The sequence below is a fragment of the Dictyobacter arantiisoli genome, assembly GCF_008326305.1.
GTDB classification, from domain to species: domain Bacteria; phylum Chloroflexota; class Ktedonobacteria; order Ktedonobacterales; family Ktedonobacteraceae; genus Dictyobacter; species Dictyobacter arantiisoli.
Genome location: NZ_BIXY01000040.1, coordinates 1 through 22,087, shown reverse-complemented (window position 1 = coordinate 22,087; position 22,087 = coordinate 1). Strand labels below are relative to the sequence as shown.

The window sequence follows — 22,087 nt, the reverse complement described above, 5'->3', positions numbered from 1 at the left end:
TCCAGATGGATTTCCGCCTGATGGCGGCTGGAAGTGACACCGTTTTGGCTTTCGTGCATCTCGCACGCCTCCCGGCTGGCTTCCGTCCATCCTGCGGCCCTTCGCCTTGTCCTGGGCTTTCCCCAGGTCTGACTACTATGACCGCTCCGTGCCCATGAGGCTCGCGCCTTTTAGGGCATCCCGTGTTTCGTCCTGACTGTACGTATCGAGCGCACCGTAGGCAGCCTCTCATTCCTTTTAATGACCTCATTGGCCATCGTCCATCCAGCAGAAGGAACAGTGATCTCCCGTGGCAATCTCTGTTCAGGATGGCATCGACTTCAGATATGATGTCGATGGGAGTGCGCATACTCCTCTAAGAATTGGGCTTTGGGCAGTCTAGCTCTCGCCATAGTGCGCGGATCTTGCAGCTCATCAGCCTACATATCTTCAGCTGATCGCCGCACTCCACAACATGCTATTTTCCCCTTCACCTTTCGGATCCAGGTAGGTTGGGTGATCCAAGTACCTCCTTCTGAGTACTTCCTGGTTGCACCAGGGATACAATCAAGCGCGACACGGCGCACACGGAATGAGCAACGAAATGCACGATCAAAGGAAGTGGCCCTAGACCATTGCCCATCCTATTGCCACAAGCAAGTGCTATGATCAAGATGACTTCAGAAGCCGCATTGCACGATACATCTTGTTTGCATTCATCTCGTTACGCATCCCATGGGAGTCACAGGCTTACATCAAGCATCCAGATCACTACGGGGAGCAACGTGTGCCAGTGCCCACCGCATAATTGTTGCATAGGTTGTATGTGCTGAATAATGCAGGTTCAGGTCATGGCCTGTATTCGGAATAACACGCACTTGCAACTGGGCCTGTGGTGAGTAGAAAGAAGCCTCCTCTTGATAGACCGTCGCAGAGCTTGAGCAATTCACCGCATCGACGCAGGAAAGCAAGTCCTCTTGTCCTACGACTAACAGAACCGGCACATTGATCTGCCTTGAGAGAGTACTTGTGAGTGCAGCTTTAAGGTTGACCAACTCTGATACGGTCATCGTTTGCTTGATCTGATTATTGTACGCAATGACGTTCGCATCGCTGTATGTACCAGGCTTATAGTAGAACGCTGCCTGGATAGAACCTGGTCCATTAGTAAGGTAACCGGAGTCTAGATTCATGCTGGCAAAAGCGGGATCAGAGCTAGCCTCTATAGCGGGAGCGATCGTCGTTACATTGGGATTCTGATCATGCAGTGCACCAGTAAGCACAACGCCATTCACATCGTGATAGGTTGCAGCCTCTGTAAGGGAGACACGGGAACCAAAAGAGTGACCAATCAGGAGTACACGATGGAATTTGGTGTTACCAATGAGACCAGCTTTTAATCGGGATACAATCTGATGCAGGATATAGGTATTCGAAGCCAGATTAACATCAGTGCTCACAGGATGTGAACTCAGACCGATCCCAATGCGATCAATACTGAATGTGCTATAGCCAATACCGGCGGGATTGTAATAGCCAGTAAAATATCGTACAGCCGAATAGTCTTGAGACCCCTGTGGATTCTGAGAGGTACTTGGCCAATCCCAATACTGATAGTCGTATGTAAGGCCTGCAACCAGTAGCTCAACCGTCTGGCTGGCCCCATAACGAGGATTACATAACTCACCATAGATCCTATTGTTGGCCGATTGTCCTGCCGCCAGGGCAAGATTGTTGACGTACATTGATTTGCAAGTACCAGCACCACCATTGTTTGCAGGCGGGGCAGACTGTCCATTCTGTCCAAGGGCAACTGTATCTGCATGGGACTGTCCAATAAAAACTATGAGAGCAAGGAATGTCATCGCAAGCACCACATAAGAGAATAAACGGGTGTAGCGCGCAATACGATTGTAAAATGTATCCATGTAAGTGATTCTCACTACTAAATGCAAAATGCACGTTTTAAATTTATAGCATATAAAAAAAATATAATTATTAGAAAGCTAGATAGCAATATATTGCTATTTGCGTATAAAACCTCCAATCGTTATTCAAAGTATTTTGCTGTTTCAGTATTTACAAACATTATCGACTATGTAAGCAGTTTATCATTAAAATGATGTTTTATCAACCCTACAGTAAATTTTATCAGAATTTTCTATTTTCCCGTTTTGCTTGTTTTACTTGCCGCCTACGGTGGTTCGGAGGAGAGAGAAAATATTGGGGCCCGATGTCTTTGTATTCCGATCGACAACGATGCTTTCGCATCTACCTTCGGTCAGTCGATCGGAAAGGAGATGCACTTCGGGACCACCAAATAGCTCTGAGTCAAGAGGCTGTCGCCTCATCGTTTTCCATTTGACGAGTGTCAGGGGATGCCGAATATAGGTGACAGGGATGCCAGTTCCAGGCTGAATAAGAAAAGAAATGAGATTTTTCAGGATGTACGCTGGAGAAAGTTTTTGATGGCAGGCATGACGATGCTGGCATGGGTATAAAAAGCCATGTGCGATCCGCCTGGGATGGCTAACAGGCGCACGTGTGGTACTTCGCTGGCTAACGCTTCAGCATTCTCAAAGAGGACTTCATCATCAGAGGTGCCGTGAACAACGAGAGTGGGCACTGAGATATTTTTTAAGGGATAGCGCGTGATTTGTCTAAACTGACGCATATCATTTTCATAACCACGCCGACGCTGGCTATAGAGTGTGGCTGTTCGTACCAGATCAGTAGCAGCCGCACCGGCAGGTTGCAGTCCTGCCAGGGGTAAGATAGTATAGATGAAAGGATCAAAGGCTACCAGTTTATTGTACAGTTGTTTTGTGAGACGTTTGAAGAGAGGCAATGTTTGCCAGACCTCTTGCTCTGAATAGTGTTGCGCCACACCACTGACCATAATCAGGCTGCTACAGCGCTCAGGATGGCGTAGCGAGAATTGGATTGCAGATGGGCCGCCGCCGGAAATGCCGACAATCGTGGCCCGTTGAATTCCTAATGTATCCAATAAGGCAGCATAGGCATCGGCCTGCTCTTCTGGTGTTAATCCTGTTTCTAGCGGAGTGCGCAAATAGCCCGGGCGTGAGATTGCCAGATAGGTATAGTGTGGGTCAGAGAGTAGTTGTGTAAAAGCTAATCCCATATCATAGCCACCGGGAGTGCCATGTGCCAATAATACGGCTGGGCCAGATCCAATTTTGCGATATTCGATTGGGCCATGGTTGGTAGAGATCACCTCGCTGCCAGCGATCAGGCGGGCCAGATCCTTACGATGCCATTCCCGATAGGCTGCCGTGTAGCCAATAATACTGCTTGCCAGCAATGATCCAGTCAATAACCAACGTTTACCATGCATATACTCACCTCTTTTGTTTCCCTCAAAAGATATCTGCTAATACCTATACAATACTCTATAAAAGTCAAGATTCTGTATGAGAACTGTCAAAAATCAAACAAAGAGGACATCCTCAAGGTCGAGTTAAACATGATAGAATATTTCCATGGGAATATTCTATGGATTATTTGCGGCTGTTTTTTGGGGCCTGGGCGATTTTCTGGCGCGTACTTCAACTCATCGTATTGGCACTTTACGTACTCTCTGCTATCAGCAATTTGTCGGTCTGGGAGGCCTGACACTCTATTTATTATCCACTGGTGAGTTACAACATGTGTTGACGCATAGTTCCTGGCAGATCTGGTGCTGGGCTGTGCTGGCGGTGCTACTGAATATTGTTAGCTCCTTTGCTCTCTATCGAGCTTTTGAGATAGGGACTTTGACGCTTGTATCGCCGATTGCTTCAAGCTATGCGGCGGTAACAGTGGTACTGGCATTGTTAAGCGGCGAGGTTATGACGGCGCTCCAGGGCCTCGCGGTTGTGCTGGTTTTGCTGGGCGTGATTGTCTGTTCAACGCCTGCTGGACGCAAGCGTGGCTCTTTACGCGCTCTCTTGCACTTACGAGGTGGCGCATTGCAAGGCATTCTTCTGGCCCTGGTGGCTTCTCTGGGCTATGGTTTGACCTTCTGGCTCCTGGGCTTTTTTGTCACTCCTGGCCTTGGGAATCTGACACCGATCTGGTTTATCCGCTTGATGACGCCATGTGTGTTGTTGGTCTGTGCTCCAATCACCAGACAATCCCTGGCCGTCCCACGTGGGAGCGTCTGGTGGCCTTTGCTGGCTACTGGCTTATTCGATACATTGGCATATATCGCGTATACAACTGGTATGTTACAGGGTCAGATCTCGCTTGTCACCATGTTATCCTCACTCTACAGTGCCGTCACGGTCTTGCTGGCCTGGATTTTCTTGCGTGAACGTCTGTATCGCTCGCAATGGCTTGGTATTGTGATTATTTTCCTGGGCATCTTTCTGGTCAATCTGTGATCCGCAATGAAGCGGGACGAGCAGTGATATAATTATGTAAGAAGATATGAATGAAATGTGCTATCGTATAGCTGCCCACGGAGTATTTTGATGCATCAATCGTCTCTCTTCGGTTCTGATGAGACACCTCAGGAAAAACCAACTCCAGTTTCACGCAAGCCAGTCTCAGAGGAGGCATCAGCAGCCAGCGGCGAGCCACTGGCTTCCCGTATGCGCCCTCGCTCTCTCGATGAAATTATCGGGCAGGAGCATTTACTGGGACCTGGTAAGCTGTTACGCCGCATTATTGAATCGGATCGTATTCCTTCGATTATTTTCTGGGGACCTCCTGGGAGTGGCAAGACGACGTTGGCGGAATCGGTGGCACGGTTAACGCATGCGCGTTTTGTGACGCTGAGCGCGGTTTCGGCCGGGGTGGCTGATCTGCGGCGTGTCGTGGATGAGGCCAGTAAGCTGCGACAATTTTCCAAACAGCGCACTATCCTCTTTGTGGATGAGATCCATCGTTTTAATAAGGCGCAGCAGGATGCGGTTTTGCCACATGTTGAGCGCGGAGTGGTCACGCTGATTGGCGCGACGACTGAGAATCCCAGTTTCGAGGTCAATTCAGCCCTGCTGTCGCGTTCCCGGGTCTTCGTGTTACAGGAATTGACCGCTGAACAACTGGTGGCGATTTTGCGGCGCGCGCTTGAAGATAAGGAGCGCGGATTGGAGACATGGAATGTGATGGTAGAGGATACCGTGTTGCATCAGATTGCTGTGTTTGCCAATGGCGATGCTCGGACTGCTTTAAATATCCTGGATCTCGCGGTGCAGGGATGTGGCGAGTTGCGCACTTCCGCTAATCAGGCCGAACCTGTGCAGTTGACGACGGAGATGATCGAGGATGCCATGCAGCATCGTGCCCTGCTCTATGATAAGGGCGGTGATCAGCATTATGATATGATTTCAGCTCTGCATAAGTCGGTCCGTGGCTCTGATCCCGATGGAAGTCTGTACTGGTTGATACGTATGCTTGAGGCAGGCGAAGATCCTTTGTATATCGCTCGTCGCGTGGTGCGTATGGCCGCGGAAGATATTGGATTGGCCGACCCGCAGGCGTTGTCAATCTGTGTCGCAGCCCAGCAGGGAGTTCATTTTGTGGGCATGCCTGAAGCGGGAGTAATCCTGGCTGAGGCTGTGGCCTATCTCGCTGCGGCCCCCAAGAGCAATTCGGTCTATAATGCCTATAATCAGATTCGCGCCGAGATTATTGGCGGTCAGATTGATCCCGTGCCGATGTGGATTCGCAATGCCCCGACTTCTCTCATGAAGAATCTAGGCTATGGTAAAGATTATAAATATGCCCATAACTATTATCAGGATGCGGAGATTACTGATCCAGAGCGTCCACCAGCTGCTAAAGTCCAGGAATATCTCCCTGAACGCTTGCAGGGACGGCATTTCTATGAACCCGGGCGGCAGGGGAAAGAGGCGAGTATCCAAAAGTGGCTGGAGCTCCGGCGTTCCTCACCATCGGACAATACCCACCCGTAGCAACCACTCTTCACGGGCAATACCGCTTCAATAAAGAGAAAATATGAGGAATCGGTAGATATGATGGAAGATGTAGGCACGGCACGAAGCGCAGCGCAGGCCCGTGCTCCGTTCCTCGTACGAGTATCCCGCCCGTAGGCCATTGCCACCCCAACATCCCTCTCAGGGAACAGTGCAGAGCGTTGGGGCGAGAGAGTCGTACGAGCAAGGGGGCATTGACTCGCGCTTACGCTCCGTGCAATGCCCCCTTGCTCTTTTGCTTATCTCTATCGATAGGTTTGAGCAATATTAGTAACGTCTATACAACTTTTTGGAGTAAGATTTATAGACGGCGGCGGCTACCAGGTGCAACGGCACGCAGAATCGCAATCAGGATACACGCACCGATGATCGATACGATGATGCTACCAATCAAGCCAAAGTTGGCATCGGGGATCAACAAGTTAGCAAGGATACCACCAATGAATGCCCCGACCAGACCTACAATGATATCCCCAATGACTCCATAGCCACCACCACGCATGACACGGCTGGCGACGAAACCGGCAATCAGGCCGATAATCAGCCAGATAATAAGACCTGTTGGACTAAAGGCTGCGCCAAGAACCAAAGCTTGTACTAACATGTTCAAATCTCCTTAGTAATTTAATCAACGATACCTTTTGTGTTGTTCGTGATTGGAGCCTTTACTAATCTTCTTCCTAATCACAAATTTATTTATGATCTCCGTGTTTAGTACGATACAAATTTCGAAACAGATGCAGAAAAACGGTAGGTCGATGCATCTATGCGTCGGATGCGGTCTTAGCGGTAAAGTAGGAAACCTGCAATAGCGGCGATGATCAAAATAATGAGGATATTGATGCGACGGCTGAAGGCCATCCCAAATGCTACCAGGCAGATCAGCCAGCTATGCCAGTCTCCGCTCGATGGCTTGCTGATGGTCCAGAAGACGGTCAGGAAGGTGCCAACGACGGCTAGCGAGATGCCACGCATCAGGCCAGGTATCCAGCGCTGATGCTCCAGGCGAGTATAGATGGCTGCGATCAGCAGGACAAAGAAAGGTGGTATTGTGATGGCTATTAATGCCAGCAGGGCTCCGAGAAAGCCATAGCTTAAATAGCCCAGGACGATAACCCATAAACCATTGGGGCCGGGCGTCACCTGCCCAATGGAGAGTGATTCTCCAAAATCTGCTTCAGGTGCCCAGGCACGGGCAGTAAGATCCTGATGCAGACTCGGGAGATTGCTGAAGCCACCAGATGAGAAGATCGTAGCTTTGAAGAAAAGAAAGAAATAAATCATTGGATTAATCATGCTCTTGTATGACAGCTTTCTTTTTGAAGAGAGGACGGGTAAAGCAGAGGATGCCCAGGATGGCGGTAATGCTCAGGGCGACAAAGACGGGCACCTGTAGGAAAATCGCAACGCTACAGAAGATGATCAGTAGCAAACAGAGCAGCAGGTTAAGCGGCCCCTCTTTGTAGGCGAGACGGAGCTGTGGATACGCAAAATTGACGCTTACCAGCAGCATAATTCCAGCCGTGGCGGGCACGACGCCTTTGAGAATGGCTTGTACAGCATGCAGATGTTCTATCTGTTGAAAGCCAGCCGCGATAAAGCAGGTGATCAGTGCGCTGGGAAAGAGGAGACCAAAAAGTGAATAAAAGATACCAGCAGTTCCGCCTAGCTTCTTCCCAATCAGAATAGTAATAGCAATGAGATTAATACCAGGGGCCAGCAGGCAAAGATTCCATAAGTGGGCGAAATCTTCGTTGCTCAGCCAGCTACGTTTCTCGATGAATTCACGCTGGATCAGGAGGACCGTGGTGGCACCGCCACCAAATGATTGCAGACCAATACTGGTCCAGATGAGCAGGAGCTTTTTACTGGTGGGCTTATTTTCTGTCTGTAATACTTGCATGATGCAGCCTTTACTGTGCTAAAGATCGGCAACTATTGCCTGTCTTCCATTTATACATTATTAAATATTGATCTGGCAATGCTGATGGCGGTTCTTCGTGGGAGCGACATAGCGCGCTTTGAGCAGTGCAATGTTATAGAATAGTGGTATGCGAAACGAACTTTTAATCTGGTTTGCCCGCGAAGGGTTACTCTTGACCAATATTCTCTCGTCTGCTGAAGATCCTGAGCAGGATGAGGTTAAAATTTCTGTCCGAGCACCATTGCTAGCATTGAGCCGTGCAAGCCATGATTTTCGTGAGTGTCCTGATCCGGTCCTGTTTGGCTATCCAGATGAAGCGTTGGATATGATGAATCTGGACGATATGCATGAATTTGTGTTGACGTGGTTTGAACGGGCCGTCGTGGCCGGAATGGCCCGCTGCTTTGTTTGCAATCAGGTGCTGGATATGGGCGAGGAGAAGCCGTGGGATGCGGTGTTTGTGCAAAAGGATCTCTATTGCTGGCTGCTTGCTCATTTTGATTGTAAACGCTATCTCGCCCGGGATCTAAAGGGCCGCCATCCTTTTGAAGTATCTGCGCAAGCACCAGAGTTCTTTGATATGCGCATCTAGCACCGTGAATGATTTTGAGCACCTATTATCTATTATCTGCCTTGAGAGGGTTTTATGGATAAGAATCAAGTCGCTGCTTTGCTGGAAGAGATTGCTGTCCTGTTGACATTGAAAGAGGGGAGCAACAGCTTTGAGATCCGAGCTTATGAGAATGCCGCCCGCGCTGTTGGCTCACTGGAAGGCGAGATTGGACAACTGGTCCGCGAGGGAAAATTGAAAGGGACGCCTGGCCTGGGCCCAACGCTGATCAAGCGTATTGAAGAGGCAGTGACGACTGAGCATATCGCTTTTTATGATGAGCTGGTGGCAAATACTCCTCAGGTGAAATTGGATATGCTACGTATTCCAGGTCTGGGCCCCAAGCGTATCAATTTGATCTATCAACAGGTGAATGTAACCAGTCTGGCAGAGCTTGAGCAGGCGTGTAAGGATGATAAGGTGGCTCACCTGCCGGGTTTTGGCAAGAAGACTCAGGATAAGATCTTGCAGGGGCTGGAGTTCGTAAGTCAGCATGCGGATCGCTATTTATATAGCGTCGGTGAGGCGGAGGGCGAGCGTATTCGCGCGGCTCTGGTCGAACAACCGGGCGTGGTAAGGCTCCAGATAGCTGGCAGCCTGCGACGACGGCGTGAGACGGTCAAAGATATCGATATGGTGCTGAGTGTGGATGACCAGGCGGGCAGTGATGTACGACGTGCACTGATGGATTTCTTTACCAGCCAACCATCCGTCAAAGCGATTACGGGCAAGGGCGAAACGAAGTCCAGCGTCATTTTGCAAAGTGGGATCGCCATGGATCTGCGTGTGGTAGGCGATAGCCAGTTTCCCTATACCTTGCATCATTTTACAGGATCACGTGAGCATCATATTCCACTGCGTCGGCGTGCGTTGAGCATGGATATGACGATCAATGATTATGGACTCTTTCAGATGAAGGATGGTCAGGAGACGTTAATCCCCTGCAAAACTGAGGCTGATATCTATGCTGCTTTGCAGATGGATTATGTCGAGCCTGAGTTACGCGAGGATACTGGCGAGATCGATGCAGCAGCCCGCCATGCCCTGCCTACCCTGGTACAGGAGAGCGATCTACGCGGGGTATTGCATGTCCACTCCACCTGGAGTGATGGTCAGAATAGCATCCGTGAGATGGCTGAGGCGTGCATAGCGCGTGGCTATAGCTACATGGGCTTGACCGATCATAGTAAGTTAGCCTCCTATGCTAACGGCCTACATGCAGATGATCTTAAGCGTCAGGGCGAAGAAATTGACAGGTTGAATGAAGAATTCGCTGGACGTTTCCATATTCTGAAAGGGACCGAGTGCGATATTCTGCGTGATGGCACGCTGGATTTTGACGATGAGACCCTTGCCAGTCTGGACTTTGTCGTGGCCTCGATCCACAGCAATTTTAATCTTCCTCAAGCAGAACAGACACAGCGCATGTTGCGGGCTATTGCCAATCCCTACGTCGATATCATTGGACATTCGACCGGGCGCATCCTGTTAGGACGTCCTGGTTATCCTCTGGATCTAGATCAGGTTATTGAGGCAGCGGCCGAACATGGAACGTGTATTGAGATCAATGCACATCCCTCACGACTCGATCTGGATTGGCGCTATGTGCGTAAGGCCCGTGATAAAGGGATCCAGATTCCAATTGATCCAGATGCCCATGCGCTTGTGGGAATAGATGATATGCGCTATGGTATAGGGGTTGCCCGCAAAGGATGGTTACGTGCCAGCGATGTACTCAATACTAAAGATTTTGAAGCGTTAGTGACCTTCTTTCACGTAAGAAGAAGTAAGAAGTAGTTCTCATCAGTCTGCCGATAGTGAGATAGATGAATAGATGGCCTCTGTATAGGGAATGGACTGAGAGGATTTCAGAAAACGATAGCATAACTTTTCATTTGGTCCGGTGCTTATCACAACAGATCTGTTGCCTGTCTGCCAGGATGCCCAGCTTCTGTGGACTAAATAGATGGTTATAACGGAAAGAGGAGGAAGTTAGTTATGGCAAAGCAAACAGTATTAGAAGTGGCTCCACGTACGGTTTTGGGTAAAGGAAACAATCGTCTGCGCAAAGCGGGACTGATCCCGGCCAACATTTATGGACATAAGCAAAACTCAGCTCCCGTTCAGGTTGATGCTGTGACTTTTGATCGTGTTCGCCGTGAACATGGACTGCGCAATATAATTTCCTTGCACCTGCCTGATGCCGCTGCCGAGACAGTGCTGGTACGTCACGTACAACGTGATCCAGTGACCGGGAACATCATTCACATCGACTTTTCGCGCGTCGATGTGCAAGAGAAACTTGAAGTCAAAATTCCTCTGAATTTTGTGGGCGAGGCACCCGGTGTAAAAATCCAGGGTGGCGTGTTATTGCATCTGGTAGAGGCCCTGGGTGTTGAATGTTCCGTATCTGATATCGTCGATACCCTGGATGTGGATATCTCCTCACTGGCTGAATTTGATGATGTACTGCATGCCAGCGATGTAAAGTTGCCAGCCAATTACTCACTGCTCACAGATCCCGCAGAGCCGATTGTTAAGGTGTCTGCTCCACGTCTGGAGGTCCCAGAGATAGTTCCGGCTGCTGAGACCCCTGTAGCTGCTCCTGCCGCCACAACCGAAGAAGGGAAATAAGCGATTTTCCTTAGCAAATGGGATAATAAAAAGTGAGCAACCTCTCTGGTTGCTCACTTTTTATTATTTCAATAGTCAATTTCGAGTGCAGGATTTTTTGATTTATAGCATATATTTCAGGTTACAGCATAAGGATGCACTTTCTATGGTTACATCATAAGCATAGTAGTACATTAGATGATTATATTCCTGGCTTATTGACAAAAAGAGAATTTATCCAGTATACTCTAAACACAGAATTATCACTGTTCTAACGGCATGTTCCTATGCGCTATTTCAGAACATGTAGATGTATTGTGTGTGGTGGAAGCTGCGTCGTGTAAATGGTGCAAGCGCCTATAGAGTGCCTGGCTACTCAGTCCGGGGAAAGGGTTAGTGTGATGTTGTCTGAAGATGATGTGAAACCCGTACCTATGTTAATGTCGGAAGCTGGTCATAAGGGAGGAAGTACGGTACGAGATCGTTATGGTGATGATTACTATCGTCGTATCGGAAAAATGGGAGGCACAACGCTCAGAGAGAAGCGTGGCAGTGAGTATTATCGTAAGATTGCCCAAAAAGGTGGTCAGGCGAACGTGAATAAATACGGTGTCAAACATTTTTCCGCCATGGGGAAGAAGGGTGGTAATACAACCAAGGCTCGCCAGGGGCCGGATTTCTATCGCCGCATCGGCAAATTAGGGGGTTCGGCAAAACGCAATAAGAAAAAAGCAGAAGAACAAGCCCTGGATACTACTGAATAATCAATATCGCTGTTAGCAAATATATATATATGCCCATCCATCATCTGAAAGAGTTTTTAAGCCTTTCAGATGATGGATGGGCGCTTTTTATCTCTGCGGCGCCTATCTTTTTTACGTAGCTTTATACCAGGATATGTCGGGAATGGGATTTTGGGATAAAAGCTAAAGGATATTACATTGAGGGCAATATCGTAAACCGAGAAGGCTCTTTTGAGCACCAATATTTCTTCTACCTGGAGAAATAAACAAAAACTGATGAATTTTAACACTAAATTAACATATCCATAAAGCATAGTTAATTCTCAAATGCTAATTTATGAATACGGCAACGATAGCGAAAGAAGGTCTATATCTGGAATCTTCTTTTTATTTTCTGATCAAATATTTTTCAGAACTCTCATCAGGAGAGTAGGAGTATTTATGTTAAAGAAGTGGCGCATTGCGTTCCTTTTAACTGCTTTGGCAATGCTGAGTGTATTTGTAGTAGCTTGTGGTTCAAGCACTGGTGGTTCAACACCGAGCACTTCGACCCCTACTGTAGCCGCTAAAACCAGCAGCATTAATTGTGCGACAGGGAACCTGGCCACTGGTGGCTCGACCGCTCTGGGACCCCTGGTACAGGATGCTGCAAAGGCTTATCAGGCAGCTTGTTCCGGCGCGACCATCACAACGCAGTTGACAGGCAGTGGCGCTGGCTTAAAAGGGGCTCATGATGGTAGCTTAAACATCGGTAGTTCCGACAATTTCGTCAGTCTGACAAAAAATCCTGAGTACAAAGATTTGACAGACAACCAGGTTGCTGTTGTTATCTTCTCTGTCATTATCAGCAAAGACGTGACTGGTGTCACCAACCTGACATCAGCTCAGATTAAAGATATTTACACTGGTAAAGTAACCAACTGGAAACAGGTTGGTGGCCCAGATCTGGCGATCACTGTGATCAGCCGTGCTTCTGGCTCCGGTACCCGCAACACTTTCGAGAAATACATTCTCGCTACGCCTGAGACCATCTCCGGTGCCAACCATATCACCGCCAAGAGCTCTGGTGATGTTGCCTCGAACGTTGGCAGCAAGTCCGGTGCGATTGCTTATGACACCATCGATTTTGCGACCAAGCATAGCCTGACCACTGTTAGCATCGACGGTGCCGCTCCTACCCAGGACAACGTCAAAACCAACACCTACAAATTCTGGAATATCGAGCACATGTACACCAAAGGTGATGCGACTGGCCTGGCCAAATCCTTCATCGATTATGTCAAGAGTGCTGATGCAGCCAGCCTGCGTCAGAAGGACGGCTTCATGGACCTGAGCGCGGTTAGCGCAGATGCCATTGCAGCCAAGACTCCTGCCGCTGCCAAGTAAGCGGAAACGGAAACGCAACTGCTACCAAGGGGATTTCCCTGGAACAGCCGGCTGACTGTTCCAGGGGATCTCTCACGATTACAGATTGTTTCAAGAGTGTTCCCAACAAGGAGTTGTGCATTGTGGCGGCTAATAGTGTAAATGTAAAGACCGAAAACACGAATACAGCCAGGAGTATCGGAACCCGCCGAGGTCGCTTGAGCGATCAGATTGCACGCGGAATTTTTTTCGTTTGTGCTGTTCTGGTTGTCGTGATTATTTTCGGCGTTTTTGTTTTCCTGGGCATCAACGGATTACAGATGTTCAAGGATCCCGCTGCCAGAAACTTTTTTACCAGTAGCAGCTGGGATCCCTCTGCTGATTCCCCCAGCTATGGTGCGCTTGGCTTCATCCTCGGCTCCGTTGTAACGACCCTGCTCTCCATCATCATTGTGGCGCCTATCGGTTTTGGAATGGCCCTGTATATGACTGAGATGGCCCCCAGATGGGTGAATGCCCTGCTACGCCCGCTCTTAGAGGTGTTTACGGGGGTTCCATCGGTGGTGATTGGTTTCCTGGGTCTGGTCGTCCTGGTTCCCTGGATCGCAAATATCGCGGCTCCTATCGCGCCTTCGGCAGCCAATGCAGGTAACGGTTGGGCTGCGGCCACCTTGATTCTGGTTATTATGATTCTCCCCACGGTTGTCAGCGTCTCCATTGATGCGCTGAGAGCGGTTCCTGATAGTGTGCGCGAGGCCAGTCTGGCACTGGGCTCTACCCGCTGGCAGATGATGAAGGATGCAGTCCTTCCAGCCGCTGCAACCGGGCTGGGTACAGCTATTGTGCTGGGTATGACGCGCGCGATTGGCGAGGCCCTGGCGGTCAGTATGGTGCTGGGTGGTGACATTCACCTGCCAGCTAAACTGTTGACACCGAGTGTGTTATTCCAACCTAATATCAATATCACCAACGCGATTGTGCTCTATTTCAGTGAAGCATCCGGTACCGAGCGCAATGGCTACTTTATGCTCGGCTTTGTGCTCTTGATCATCTCATTCTTGTTCATCTGCGTGAGCCGCTATATTGCGAGTAGGAGTGTATACAAATGAGTGCTCAGCAACAGATCTCGACTTCTGTTGAGAGTGATGAGAGGCAGCGCTTACTGTCGTTAGAGCGTCTGACGCAGCGGCTCCATCTCAAAAACAATATTGCCAGTGGCATTCTCGCGTTAATCACGCTCCTGGGCGCACTGCTGTTTATTCTCATCGTGATCAAGGTTCTCTGGGATGGTATTCCCTATCTTATCAATCCAGACTTTTATGGCAGCACTGGTACGGGGACCGTGGGTCAGCAGATCTTTAATACCCTTTACTTGCTGATTCTCTCTGAGATCATTCTGGTGCCGATTGCACTGGCAGCGGCGATCTACCTGGTGGAATATGCGCGCCAGGGGCCATTAGTGACGGTGATCCATTTCGCGGCTGAGACACTGGCCGGTGTTCCATCGCTGGTACTGGGCCTGTTTGGCTATCTGGTTTTCGCCACTGTCTTACATCTGGGCCTGACACGCCTGACCGGTACTTTAACTCTGCTTTGCCTGAACTTTCCTGTGGCGTTGCGCCTGTTTGAAGACGCCCTGACCTCCGTTGCACGTGAGCAACGTGAAGGCGGATTGGCGTTGGGTTCAACCAAATGGCATATGATTCGGACCGTGGTACTGCCATCGTCGCTGCCCGGTATCATCACCGGCATCGTCCTCTCGGCAGGTAAAGTCATCGCGGAGGCGGCGGCCCTCATTTTCACGATGGGCTCATCCAATCCCTCCAACGTCTATACTTTGAATCCCATGATCAGTACAGATAACCTGACCATTCATATCTGGTATTTAAAGACCGTTGGTGCTGGAACTATTCCTGACAATGTTGCGAATGCTGTTTCAGCGGGATCAGCAGCGTTGCTCATTATCATTTTACTGGTTATCAATATTGGTTCACGCTCAATTGGTCGCCTTATCCAGCGCAAAGTCATGGCTGCCTAGCAGTAAGGCATTGTGAACTGACCTTGATACATGTGTGTGCTAAATGTGGTACCAAACCATGAGAAGTAAGGATCAGATAATGATAAATCTTTCTGCAAATAGCATGTCGGATAATATGACCCTGCCCGAAGGTGCAAGCATCTATTCGCGCAAAGTAGCGAGAAGTGGTCATATTTCCTACGAGGGACGTCCATACTTTATCAGTAAGGCGTTAGCTGGACGGTACATTCGTTTGATTGTTGTCGATGATCGGATGATTGTCGATGCTGCGATTCCACTACATAAAGAATATCCCCTGGTTTAACATGTCCTATTAATAGGGTAGAACTTTAAAGGAGCCGTAATGGAGAAGCAATCTCAGAGACCTGCCTATCTGGCACAAAACGAGGTTGAGATTAATCCTTTGAATAAGACACAGGTTGAGAATTTACCAGAGGTATCAAAAGAGGCCCAACATATGGGCTCATTTGATCCAACGAAGACCTTAAAAACCGATGCCACTACAAAAATAGATGTCCAGCATACCAACTTTTTCTATGGAGCCAAGCAGGCTCTCTATGATGTCTCATTGCCAATTCGTGATCGTCAGGTGACGGCATTGATTGGTCCATCAGGTTGTGGCAAATCGACTTTCCTGCGCACATTGAACCGCATGAACGATCTGGTTCCCGGCGCTCGTGTTGAGGGCCTGGCGAACTTTGATGGCTTTAATATCTACGATCCTAAAACCGATGTTGTGCTGTTACGCCAGCGCATTGGTATGGTCTTTCAGCGTGCAAATACCTTTCCGAAATCCATCTTTGAAAATGTCGCCTACGGCCTGAAAGTACAGGGGAAGCCTCAAAACGTTATCAAGGAGCGCGTAGAGAAGAGCCTGCATGGGGCTGCCCTCTGGGATGAAGTGAAGGATCGTTTGAATACTTCGGCCCTTGGTCTCTCTGGTGGACAGCAGCAGCGTCTGTGTATCGCTCGTGCGCTGGCCGTAGAACCCGAAGTCCTCCTGATGGACGAGCCTTGCTCGGCCCTGGATCCAATCGCGACCCTGAAAATCGAAGAGATGATCACTGAACTGGTCAAAGACTACACGATTGTCATCGTAACTCATAATATGCAACAAGCTTCGCGTGTGTCGCACTTTACTGGCTTTTTCCTGAGTGGTAAGCTGGTTGAAGTGGCCTCGACTGCTGATATTTTTGAGCATCCCCACCATAAAGAAACTGAAGATTATATCAGTGGACGTTTCGGCTAGGATTGAGCAGCAGGCAGGAGGCCGTTGTGGCGCGTAAAATACTCGTTGTGGATGATGAGGCGGTTCTGGTTGAAACGATTGTGTATAATCTAGAGCAATCTGGCTACCAGGTCGTGATGGCTATGGATGGTCTGAGTGCCCTTGAGATCGCCCGCCGTGAGGAACCCGATCTGATCGTGCTCGATATTATGTTGCCGGGCATCGATGGATTGGAGGTCTGTCGTCAACTGCGGCGTGAGCAGCGCACCGCGACCGTACCCATTATTATGCTGACCGCGAAAGGTGATGAGATTGATCGCGTGGTTGGCCTGGAAGTGGGAGCTGATGATTATGTCACCAAACCCTTTGGAAGACGTGAATTGTTGGCTCGTGTTCGTGCCCTGCTTCGTCGCGTCGATTATCCTACCGGCACTGATGGCCGTGCCATCCCATTGGATGATAGCACTGATGGGATGACCCCGCGCCTCCCACGTAATGAACTGACCGCTGGCCCTTTGCGGATAGACCTGGCAGGTCGGCGCGTTATTTGCCGTGAGCAGGAGCTAGAGTTACAGCCCAAGCAATTCGATCTGTTGACCTACTTGATGCGTAACCGGGGAACCGTGTTGACTCGTGATCAACTGCTCCACAATGTCTGGGGCTATGACTATGCGGGTGACACACGGACCGTGGATGTCCATGTGCGCTGGCTCCGTGAGAAGCTCGAAGAAGAACCGGCCAGCCCAAAACTCATCCAGACTGTTCGTGGTGTCGGCTACGTATTCCGCCTTTAAAGCAACCTTCTTTTTCTTTTGATTTTTATAAAGGATGAAAGCATTGGGGACCATGCACAATACACATGATCCTCAATGCTTTCATCCTTTATAAAAATCTTTTTGAGCACAGAGGTGCGAAGATTTTTATATATTATGGTGTTCAGGCTTCTGTTTGTGGCATCTTTTCTGCCTGTGCGGACGCTGGCCTGTCCTTTTCCAATTTTGCCAATCCTTCAGCAATAGCCTCGGCTACGCCTGTTTCAGCTGTCTGACGGGCCACGCGGATAGCATTTTTGATGGCCTTGGCATTGGAGCGTCCGTGTGAAATGATCGCCGATCCATTGACTCCTAGCAGTGGCACACCGCCATATTCAGCATAGTCTAGTTTCTTAAAAACTTTGCGCAAACGTGGTTTGAGGACTGCCGCAGCCAGTTTGGCCCAGATGGTACTGGTCATTTGTTCGCGTATCAATCCCAGGATTGTCTCGGCCAGTCCTTCACTCAATTTGAGTACAATGTTGCCGACAAAGCCATCACAGACCACGATATCGACGGCGTCAGCAGGGATGTCGCGTCCCTCGACATTGCCAATAAAATTGAGGCCTAACAGAGCCGCATCTTTTTTCAGCAATTGGTGAGTTTCGATGACTTGCTGATTGCCTTTGGTCTCTTCTTCGCCATTCGCCAGGAGCCCGACACGAGGCGAGGAAATCTTGAAGATGCGCTCCATATAAATAGAGCCCATCAGGGCAAATTGTTGTAAATATTCAGGTTTGCAGTCCGTGTTTGCTCCCATATCGATAACCATACAGGGGCTATTTTTCGTCGCAAAGACACCACCAAGGGCGGGTCTATCCACACCCGGGATACGCTTAAGGGTAAAGAGGGATGCCGCCATCATCGCGCCACTATTGCCAGCCGAGACTGCTCCCAGTGCCTTCCCATCGCGTACCAGTTGTAATGCCAGCACCATCGATGCGTTTTTCTTGCGTCGGACAGCAGTAGCTGGATGATCATCCATTTCAATAACTTCATCTGTATGGATGATAGGCAGATCGAGTCCCGTGGTATCATGTTTCGCGAGTTCGGCGCGAATGGCCTCTTCCCGTCCAACCAGATAGACCCCGATGCCATATTCACGGGCCGCCTGTACCGCGCCTAAAACGATCTCACCAGGTGCTTTATCGCCACCCATTGCATCAAGGGCCACGCGAATAGGAGCACTTTCGGAAGCACTCATGCTTTTCTTCCCTCCGGCTCTCCGATAGTTTCTTTGACCAGCTCTACCAGCTTGTCGAGGTCAAATGGTTTATAGACGATATGCACTACACCGGCTTCGCGGAAGGCTTGCTCTTCGTTGCTAGCACTCAGGAAGGCGGTTACGACAATTACCGGCACCTGACGTTCAACCGCCATTGCCATCAATTTGAGTTCATCACGCCCATCCAGATAGGGCATCATAAGATCGAGCATGACAAGGTCGGGTTGGTGTTCACGAACCGCGTCATAGAAGCGCAGACTCTGGGTAGTCATAAATGTCTCATATCCCTCGTCTGCCAGGGCTTCGGTGAGAAGATCAGCGATTGTTGGATCATCGTCCATTATAAGAATTTTTTTGGCCATGGAAGCATCATCCCCTCGTCTCTCAAAAACAACATGGCATACAGTGATGGCCCCCTGGACTCATCCAGAGCGTAAGTGTATGGGCCTCTCTGCGCAGATAAGTGTATTATAGCACTACGTGACATGGTGTGTATGTTTCCGTCCTCCAATTTGCGTTTAGAGTAGGACTATGGTTCTTTTTTATTTTCCTATCAGAACAGGATTGCAAAGAGGGAATGCGTGCATAAACGAAAAACGCAGGACAGCGCTTCACACCTCAGATCAAGGACTACGTCCTCGCTCCCTCTGTTATCCTTCATCGTCCAGCCCATCATGCCGCTTTTGAAAGGAGCGCCTTGCGTGAAGATGCAGGTAGTAGGTCATATGAGGTACTATAAAAAGAGTAGGTATGACTTGGCGCGCTCGCGTTTACAATCGAGATCAACATGCGCTATACTAACGTGGAAAAGTCTGCGTTTTGGTTGTGTCTGGAGGAACATCTTTCGTGAAAATCAAATGTAAGCAACAGGATTTGAGCCGTGGTCTCTCTACAGTGAGTCATGCAGTCTCAAGCCGGAGCACGCTCCCAATCCTGGCAAATATTTTATTGTCAACTGAGCAGGGGAGCCTGAAGCTCTCTGCGACAAATCTGGAAATTGGTATTAATTGTCTGATTGATGCTGAGATCATCGAAAATGGCACCACAACGGTGCCTGCGAAGACATTTATTGATCTGGTGAGCAGCTTACGCCAGGATCAGGTAGAGCTGACGGTGGCTGAAGACTCTTATGATGTGAATGTGAAGAGTCCTGGAAGCAATGCCAATATTAAAGGCATGGACCCTTCGGAATTTCCTCTGATCCCCAGTGCAGAAGGCGATGAGGAGCCCATCCTGCTGGATGCCAACTTGCTCAAAGATATGATCGCGCAGGTCGTCTTTGCGGCGGCTGACGATGACTCACGTCCCGTTTTGACGGGTGTGCTGGTCGAGGTGGCGAATGAGCAGGTTTCTTTCGCGGCGGCGGATGCCTTCCGCCTGGCCTTACGTGTCTCTGGTTTGCCCGGACATGTCAGCAGCCATAGCTCCATTTTGATCCCGGCCCGTACCCTGAGCGAACTGGCGCGCATCTTACCCTCCGAGGGAGCTGTTCAGATGGTCGTAACGCCCAACCGCAGCCAGGTGCTCTTCCATACCGAGCATGTTGATCTGGTATCCCGCCTGATCGAAGGGACGTTTCCCAATATTAAAGCGGCTATTCCCCGCGAGCATGCCACACGTGCCGTGATTGAGACCAAAGAGTTTGCAGCGGCTGTGAAGCGCGTTACCCCATTTGCCCGCGATAGCTCCAATATTACCCGCATTAAGATTTCGAGCGGTGGCGATGGTGTTGAAGCTGGTTCGTTAACCCTCGAAGCTACGGCAGAAGATATTGGGAATAACGTCACAACAATTAATGCGGCTGTGGATGGTCCGGACCAAGAGATTATCTTCAACGTGCGCTATCTGACCGATGTCCTGAGCATTCTGGACACACCTGAAGTCGCGCTAGAAGTCACTTCTGCCGCTCGCCCTGGTGTCGTAAAGCCTGTCAGCGCCGCTGATTATACCTATGTCATTATGCCCATGAGTACCAATCGCTAGCATTGTGTGGTCCTGCATCTGGATACAATTTCCTGGATTAGCGTGGGTACTAAGAATAGTTCTATAGGGCGAGGCAGACCCTCGCCCTTTTTCTCTCATTGTTGATCAAATTTTCTCTCCACGGATGGGTGCATGTATCTTTCTCGCCTCACTTTGGCCGATTTTCGCAATTATGAGCAGTTGGAGGTATCCCTGGGACCAGGTTTGTTCCTGTTCCATGGGGAGAATGCGCAGGGTAAGACCAATCTATTAGAAGCTGTCAGTATGCTTGCGACAGGAACCTCGTTTCATGCCTCCAGTGATCGTGAGGTTGTTAGCTGGTCGGCACCAGCCCATGTTGCGCATCTGGATGGGATGTTGCAGCGGCAGGAAGGCCAGGCTCAACTTGAGATTACCTTGCTGGACCCTTCACCTGCACTGATACCCGCTACGGTTGGATCATCGTCATCGGCCCGCAGCATTGAGTTGCCTGCCCATGCGCCTCGCAAGCGCTATAAAGTCAATGGCGCGCCCAAGCGAACCGTCGATTTTATTGGACAGATGAAAGTGGTGATGTTTGCTCCTACCGACTTGCATCTGGTGGATGGAGCCCCCGAGGAGCGGCGTAAGTTTTTGGACCGGGCCTTATGCCAGGTGCGACCGCTCTATAGCGTTGCCCTCATCAAATATCGCAAGCTTGTCACCCAGCGTTCAGCGTTACTGAAACGTGTGCGTGAAAATCAAGAAGATCCACAGATGTTGAACTATCTGGATGAGCAATTGGTGCAGCTCGCCAATCAGATCATCTATGAGCGTGTGCGGATGGTTAAGGCGCTCAATGAGCAGGCCAATCAGTTCCAGCAGGCGATCAGTGGTGGGCGGGAAGAATTGCGTATCATCTACCATCCTTCATTCCAGGTCGATGTTGACTGGAATCCCCTGGAAGCGCCTGGACATTACATGGAGCAGCTACATGCGGTGCGTAAAAAAGAGATTTATCAGGGGGTTTGCTTGCGTGGCCCTCATCGTGATGATCTGGAATTTCGCGTCAATGGCGTCAATATGCTCTCCTATGGCTCGCGGGGCCAGCAGCGCACCGCTGCCCTGGCCGCTAAACTGTCAGAATTAGCTTTTATGCATAATACTACCGGTGACCAACCGATCCTTCTCCTCGATGATGTCTTCAGCGAACTGGATGCTCAGCGTAGAGAATATCTTCTCTGCCAGATTGCCTCATATCAACAGGTCCTGTTGACCGCGACTGAACTCGAAGGTTTTCCCGATGAACTGGCGCGCCGCTTTCGACGCTATCGCGTCTCCAATGGCACTCTCACTGTATCCGAGGAGTATTAGCGAAGATCATGGTGCATGAGTTTTCGCACCTGCGGTGCTCAAACAGATTTTTATTATGTGATGTAGAAAAGGTTCGAAGAACCTTTTCTACATCACATAATAAAAAAGGGCGCAGGCGCGCATGCGCCTGCCAGCAGGTATCCCGATGGTGATGGGAATCAAACACTTTGTCAGATAGTGTTTGATTCCCATCAGAATGCCGATAAAGAAAGGAGAAAGATCAAAGCAGAAGGAGCAAAAGAGATGAGAAGAAGTCAGCATCGCGTCGCCATGACAGGCAAGCGGCCCGCCTATCC

General features: G+C 49.6%; 22 protein-coding genes. 14 read left to right on the top strand and 8 right to left on the bottom strand.

Annotated elements, in window-relative coordinates:
- Positions 1-734 precede the first annotated feature (734 nt).
- Both F1593_RS14265 and F1593_RS14260 read right to left on the bottom strand, forming a co-directional pair.
- A complete protein-coding gene (locus F1593_RS14265) occupies positions 735-1,907 on the bottom strand; it encodes an alpha/beta hydrolase (protein WP_149402236.1) in 1,173 nt (390 codons plus the stop codon).
- Between the two features lie 512 nt (positions 1,908-2,419).
- Positions 2,420-3,334 carry an alpha/beta fold hydrolase gene (locus F1593_RS14260; RefSeq protein WP_149402235.1) on the bottom strand — a complete coding sequence of 305 codons (915 nt, stop codon included), beginning with the start codon at positions 3,332-3,334 and terminating at the stop codon, positions 2,420-2,422.
- 145 nt (positions 3,335-3,479) lie between these two features.
- Here F1593_RS14260 and F1593_RS14255 point away from each other — a divergent pair, with 145 nt between their 5' ends.
- Together F1593_RS14255 and F1593_RS14250 are read left to right on the top strand one after the other, a co-directional pair.
- The gene (locus F1593_RS14255) at positions 3,480-4,361 is read left to right on the top strand and encodes a DMT family transporter (protein WP_149402234.1); all 882 of its coding nucleotides are present in this window, start codon (positions 3,480-3,482) and stop codon (positions 4,359-4,361) included.
- 90 nt (positions 4,362-4,451) lie between these two features.
- Positions 4,452-5,897 carry a replication-associated recombination protein A gene (locus F1593_RS14250; protein ID WP_149402233.1) on the top strand — a complete coding sequence of 482 codons (1,446 nt, stop codon included), beginning with the start codon at positions 4,452-4,454 and terminating at the stop codon, positions 5,895-5,897.
- Between the two features lie 322 nt (positions 5,898-6,219).
- On the opposite strand, the gene F1593_RS14245 is transcribed toward F1593_RS14250, so the two are convergent.
- The 3 genes from F1593_RS14245 to F1593_RS14235 all read right to left on the bottom strand — a co-directional run bounded on the left by F1593_RS14245 (position 6,220) and on the right by F1593_RS14235 (position 7,821).
- Complete coding sequence (locus F1593_RS14245) at positions 6,220-6,522, bottom strand: GlsB/YeaQ/YmgE family stress response membrane protein (RefSeq protein WP_149402232.1); 303 nt, start codon at positions 6,520-6,522, stop codon at positions 6,220-6,222.
- A 179-nt stretch (positions 6,523-6,701) separates the two neighbouring features.
- Positions 6,702-7,214, bottom strand: a complete 513-nt coding sequence (locus tag F1593_RS14240; RefSeq protein WP_149402231.1) for a chromate transporter — start codon at positions 7,212-7,214, stop codon at positions 6,702-6,704.
- Positions 7,207-7,821, bottom strand: coding sequence for a chromate transporter (locus F1593_RS14235; RefSeq protein ID WP_149402230.1), 615 nt, complete (start codon positions 7,819-7,821; stop codon positions 7,207-7,209). Before F1593_RS14235 ends, F1593_RS14240 begins: the two co-directional genes overlap by 8 nt.
- A gap of 148 nt (positions 7,822-7,969) precedes the next feature.
- Here F1593_RS14235 and F1593_RS14230 point away from each other — a divergent pair, with 148 nt between their 5' ends.
- The 10 genes from F1593_RS14230 to F1593_RS14185 all read left to right on the top strand — a co-directional run bounded on the left by F1593_RS14230 (position 7,970) and on the right by F1593_RS14185 (position 17,233).
- Positions 7,970-8,434, top strand: coding sequence for a hypothetical protein (locus tag F1593_RS14230; protein WP_149402229.1), 465 nt, complete (start codon positions 7,970-7,972; stop codon positions 8,432-8,434).
- 54 nt (positions 8,435-8,488) lie between these two features.
- Positions 8,489-10,249, top strand: a complete 1,761-nt coding sequence (polX, locus tag F1593_RS14225) for a DNA polymerase/3'-5' exonuclease PolX (RefSeq protein ID WP_149402228.1) — start codon at positions 8,489-8,491, stop codon at positions 10,247-10,249.
- Between the two features lie 201 nt (positions 10,250-10,450).
- Positions 10,451-11,086 carry a 50S ribosomal protein L25 gene (locus F1593_RS14220; RefSeq protein WP_149402227.1) on the top strand — a complete coding sequence of 212 codons (636 nt, stop codon included), beginning with the start codon at positions 10,451-10,453 and terminating at the stop codon, positions 11,084-11,086.
- Between the two features lie 380 nt (positions 11,087-11,466).
- A complete protein-coding gene (locus tag F1593_RS14215; protein WP_172632120.1) occupies positions 11,467-11,829 on the top strand; it encodes a hypothetical protein in 363 nt (120 codons plus the stop codon).
- 420 nt (positions 11,830-12,249) lie between these two features.
- Positions 12,250-13,194 carry a phosphate ABC transporter substrate-binding protein gene (locus tag F1593_RS14210; protein WP_172632119.1) on the top strand — a complete coding sequence of 315 codons (945 nt, stop codon included), beginning with the start codon at positions 12,250-12,252 and terminating at the stop codon, positions 13,192-13,194.
- A 122-nt stretch (positions 13,195-13,316) separates the two neighbouring features.
- On the top strand, positions 13,317-14,282 hold the full coding sequence (gene pstC / locus F1593_RS14205; protein ID WP_172632118.1) for a phosphate ABC transporter permease subunit PstC: 966 nt from the start codon (positions 13,317-13,319) through the stop codon (positions 14,280-14,282).
- Positions 14,279-15,211, top strand: a complete 933-nt coding sequence (gene pstA / locus F1593_RS14200; protein WP_149402223.1) for a phosphate ABC transporter permease PstA — start codon at positions 14,279-14,281, stop codon at positions 15,209-15,211. The genes pstC and pstA overlap by 4 nt, the downstream gene beginning before the upstream one ends.
- A 79-nt stretch (positions 15,212-15,290) precedes the next feature.
- On the top strand, positions 15,291-15,515 hold the full coding sequence (locus F1593_RS14195) for a hypothetical protein (RefSeq protein ID WP_149402222.1): 225 nt from the start codon (positions 15,291-15,293) through the stop codon (positions 15,513-15,515).
- 153 nt (positions 15,516-15,668) lie between these two features.
- Positions 15,669-16,460 carry a phosphate ABC transporter ATP-binding protein PstB gene (gene pstB / locus F1593_RS14190; RefSeq protein ID WP_149402263.1) on the top strand — a complete coding sequence of 264 codons (792 nt, stop codon included), beginning with the start codon at positions 15,669-15,671 and terminating at the stop codon, positions 16,458-16,460.
- Positions 16,461-16,486: 26 nt separating this feature from the next.
- Positions 16,487-17,233 carry a response regulator gene (locus F1593_RS14185; protein WP_149402221.1) on the top strand — a complete coding sequence of 249 codons (747 nt, stop codon included), beginning with the start codon at positions 16,487-16,489 and terminating at the stop codon, positions 17,231-17,233.
- Positions 17,234-17,375: 142 nt separating this feature from the next.
- Here F1593_RS14185 and plsX read toward each other — a convergent pair whose 3' ends face one another.
- Together plsX and F1593_RS14175 are read right to left on the bottom strand one after the other, a co-directional pair.
- Positions 17,376-18,431 (bottom strand): phosphate acyltransferase PlsX, encoded by a 1,056-nt coding sequence (gene plsX, locus F1593_RS14180; protein WP_172632122.1) that lies wholly within the window; start codon positions 18,429-18,431, stop codon positions 17,376-17,378.
- A gap of 20 nt (positions 18,432-18,451) precedes the next feature.
- Positions 18,452-18,838, bottom strand: coding sequence for a response regulator (locus tag F1593_RS14175; protein WP_149402219.1), 387 nt, complete (start codon positions 18,836-18,838; stop codon positions 18,452-18,454).
- A gap of 484 nt (positions 18,839-19,322) precedes the next feature.
- Between F1593_RS14175 and dnaN the strand changes: the two genes are divergently transcribed.
- Positions 19,323-20,459, top strand: coding sequence for a DNA polymerase III subunit beta (dnaN, locus tag F1593_RS14170; protein ID WP_172632117.1), 1,137 nt, complete (start codon positions 19,323-19,325; stop codon positions 20,457-20,459).
- Between the two features lie 132 nt (positions 20,460-20,591).
- The gene (recF, locus tag F1593_RS14165; protein WP_149402217.1) at positions 20,592-21,791 is read left to right on the top strand and encodes a DNA replication/repair protein RecF; all 1,200 of its coding nucleotides are present in this window, start codon (positions 20,592-20,594) and stop codon (positions 21,789-21,791) included.
- Positions 21,792-21,878: 87 nt separating this feature from the next.
- Here the strand turns inward: recF and F1593_RS28975 are convergent.
- Positions 21,879-22,087: hypothetical protein (locus F1593_RS28975; RefSeq protein WP_216368870.1), on the bottom strand; the 209-nt coding region annotated here is incomplete at its 5' end.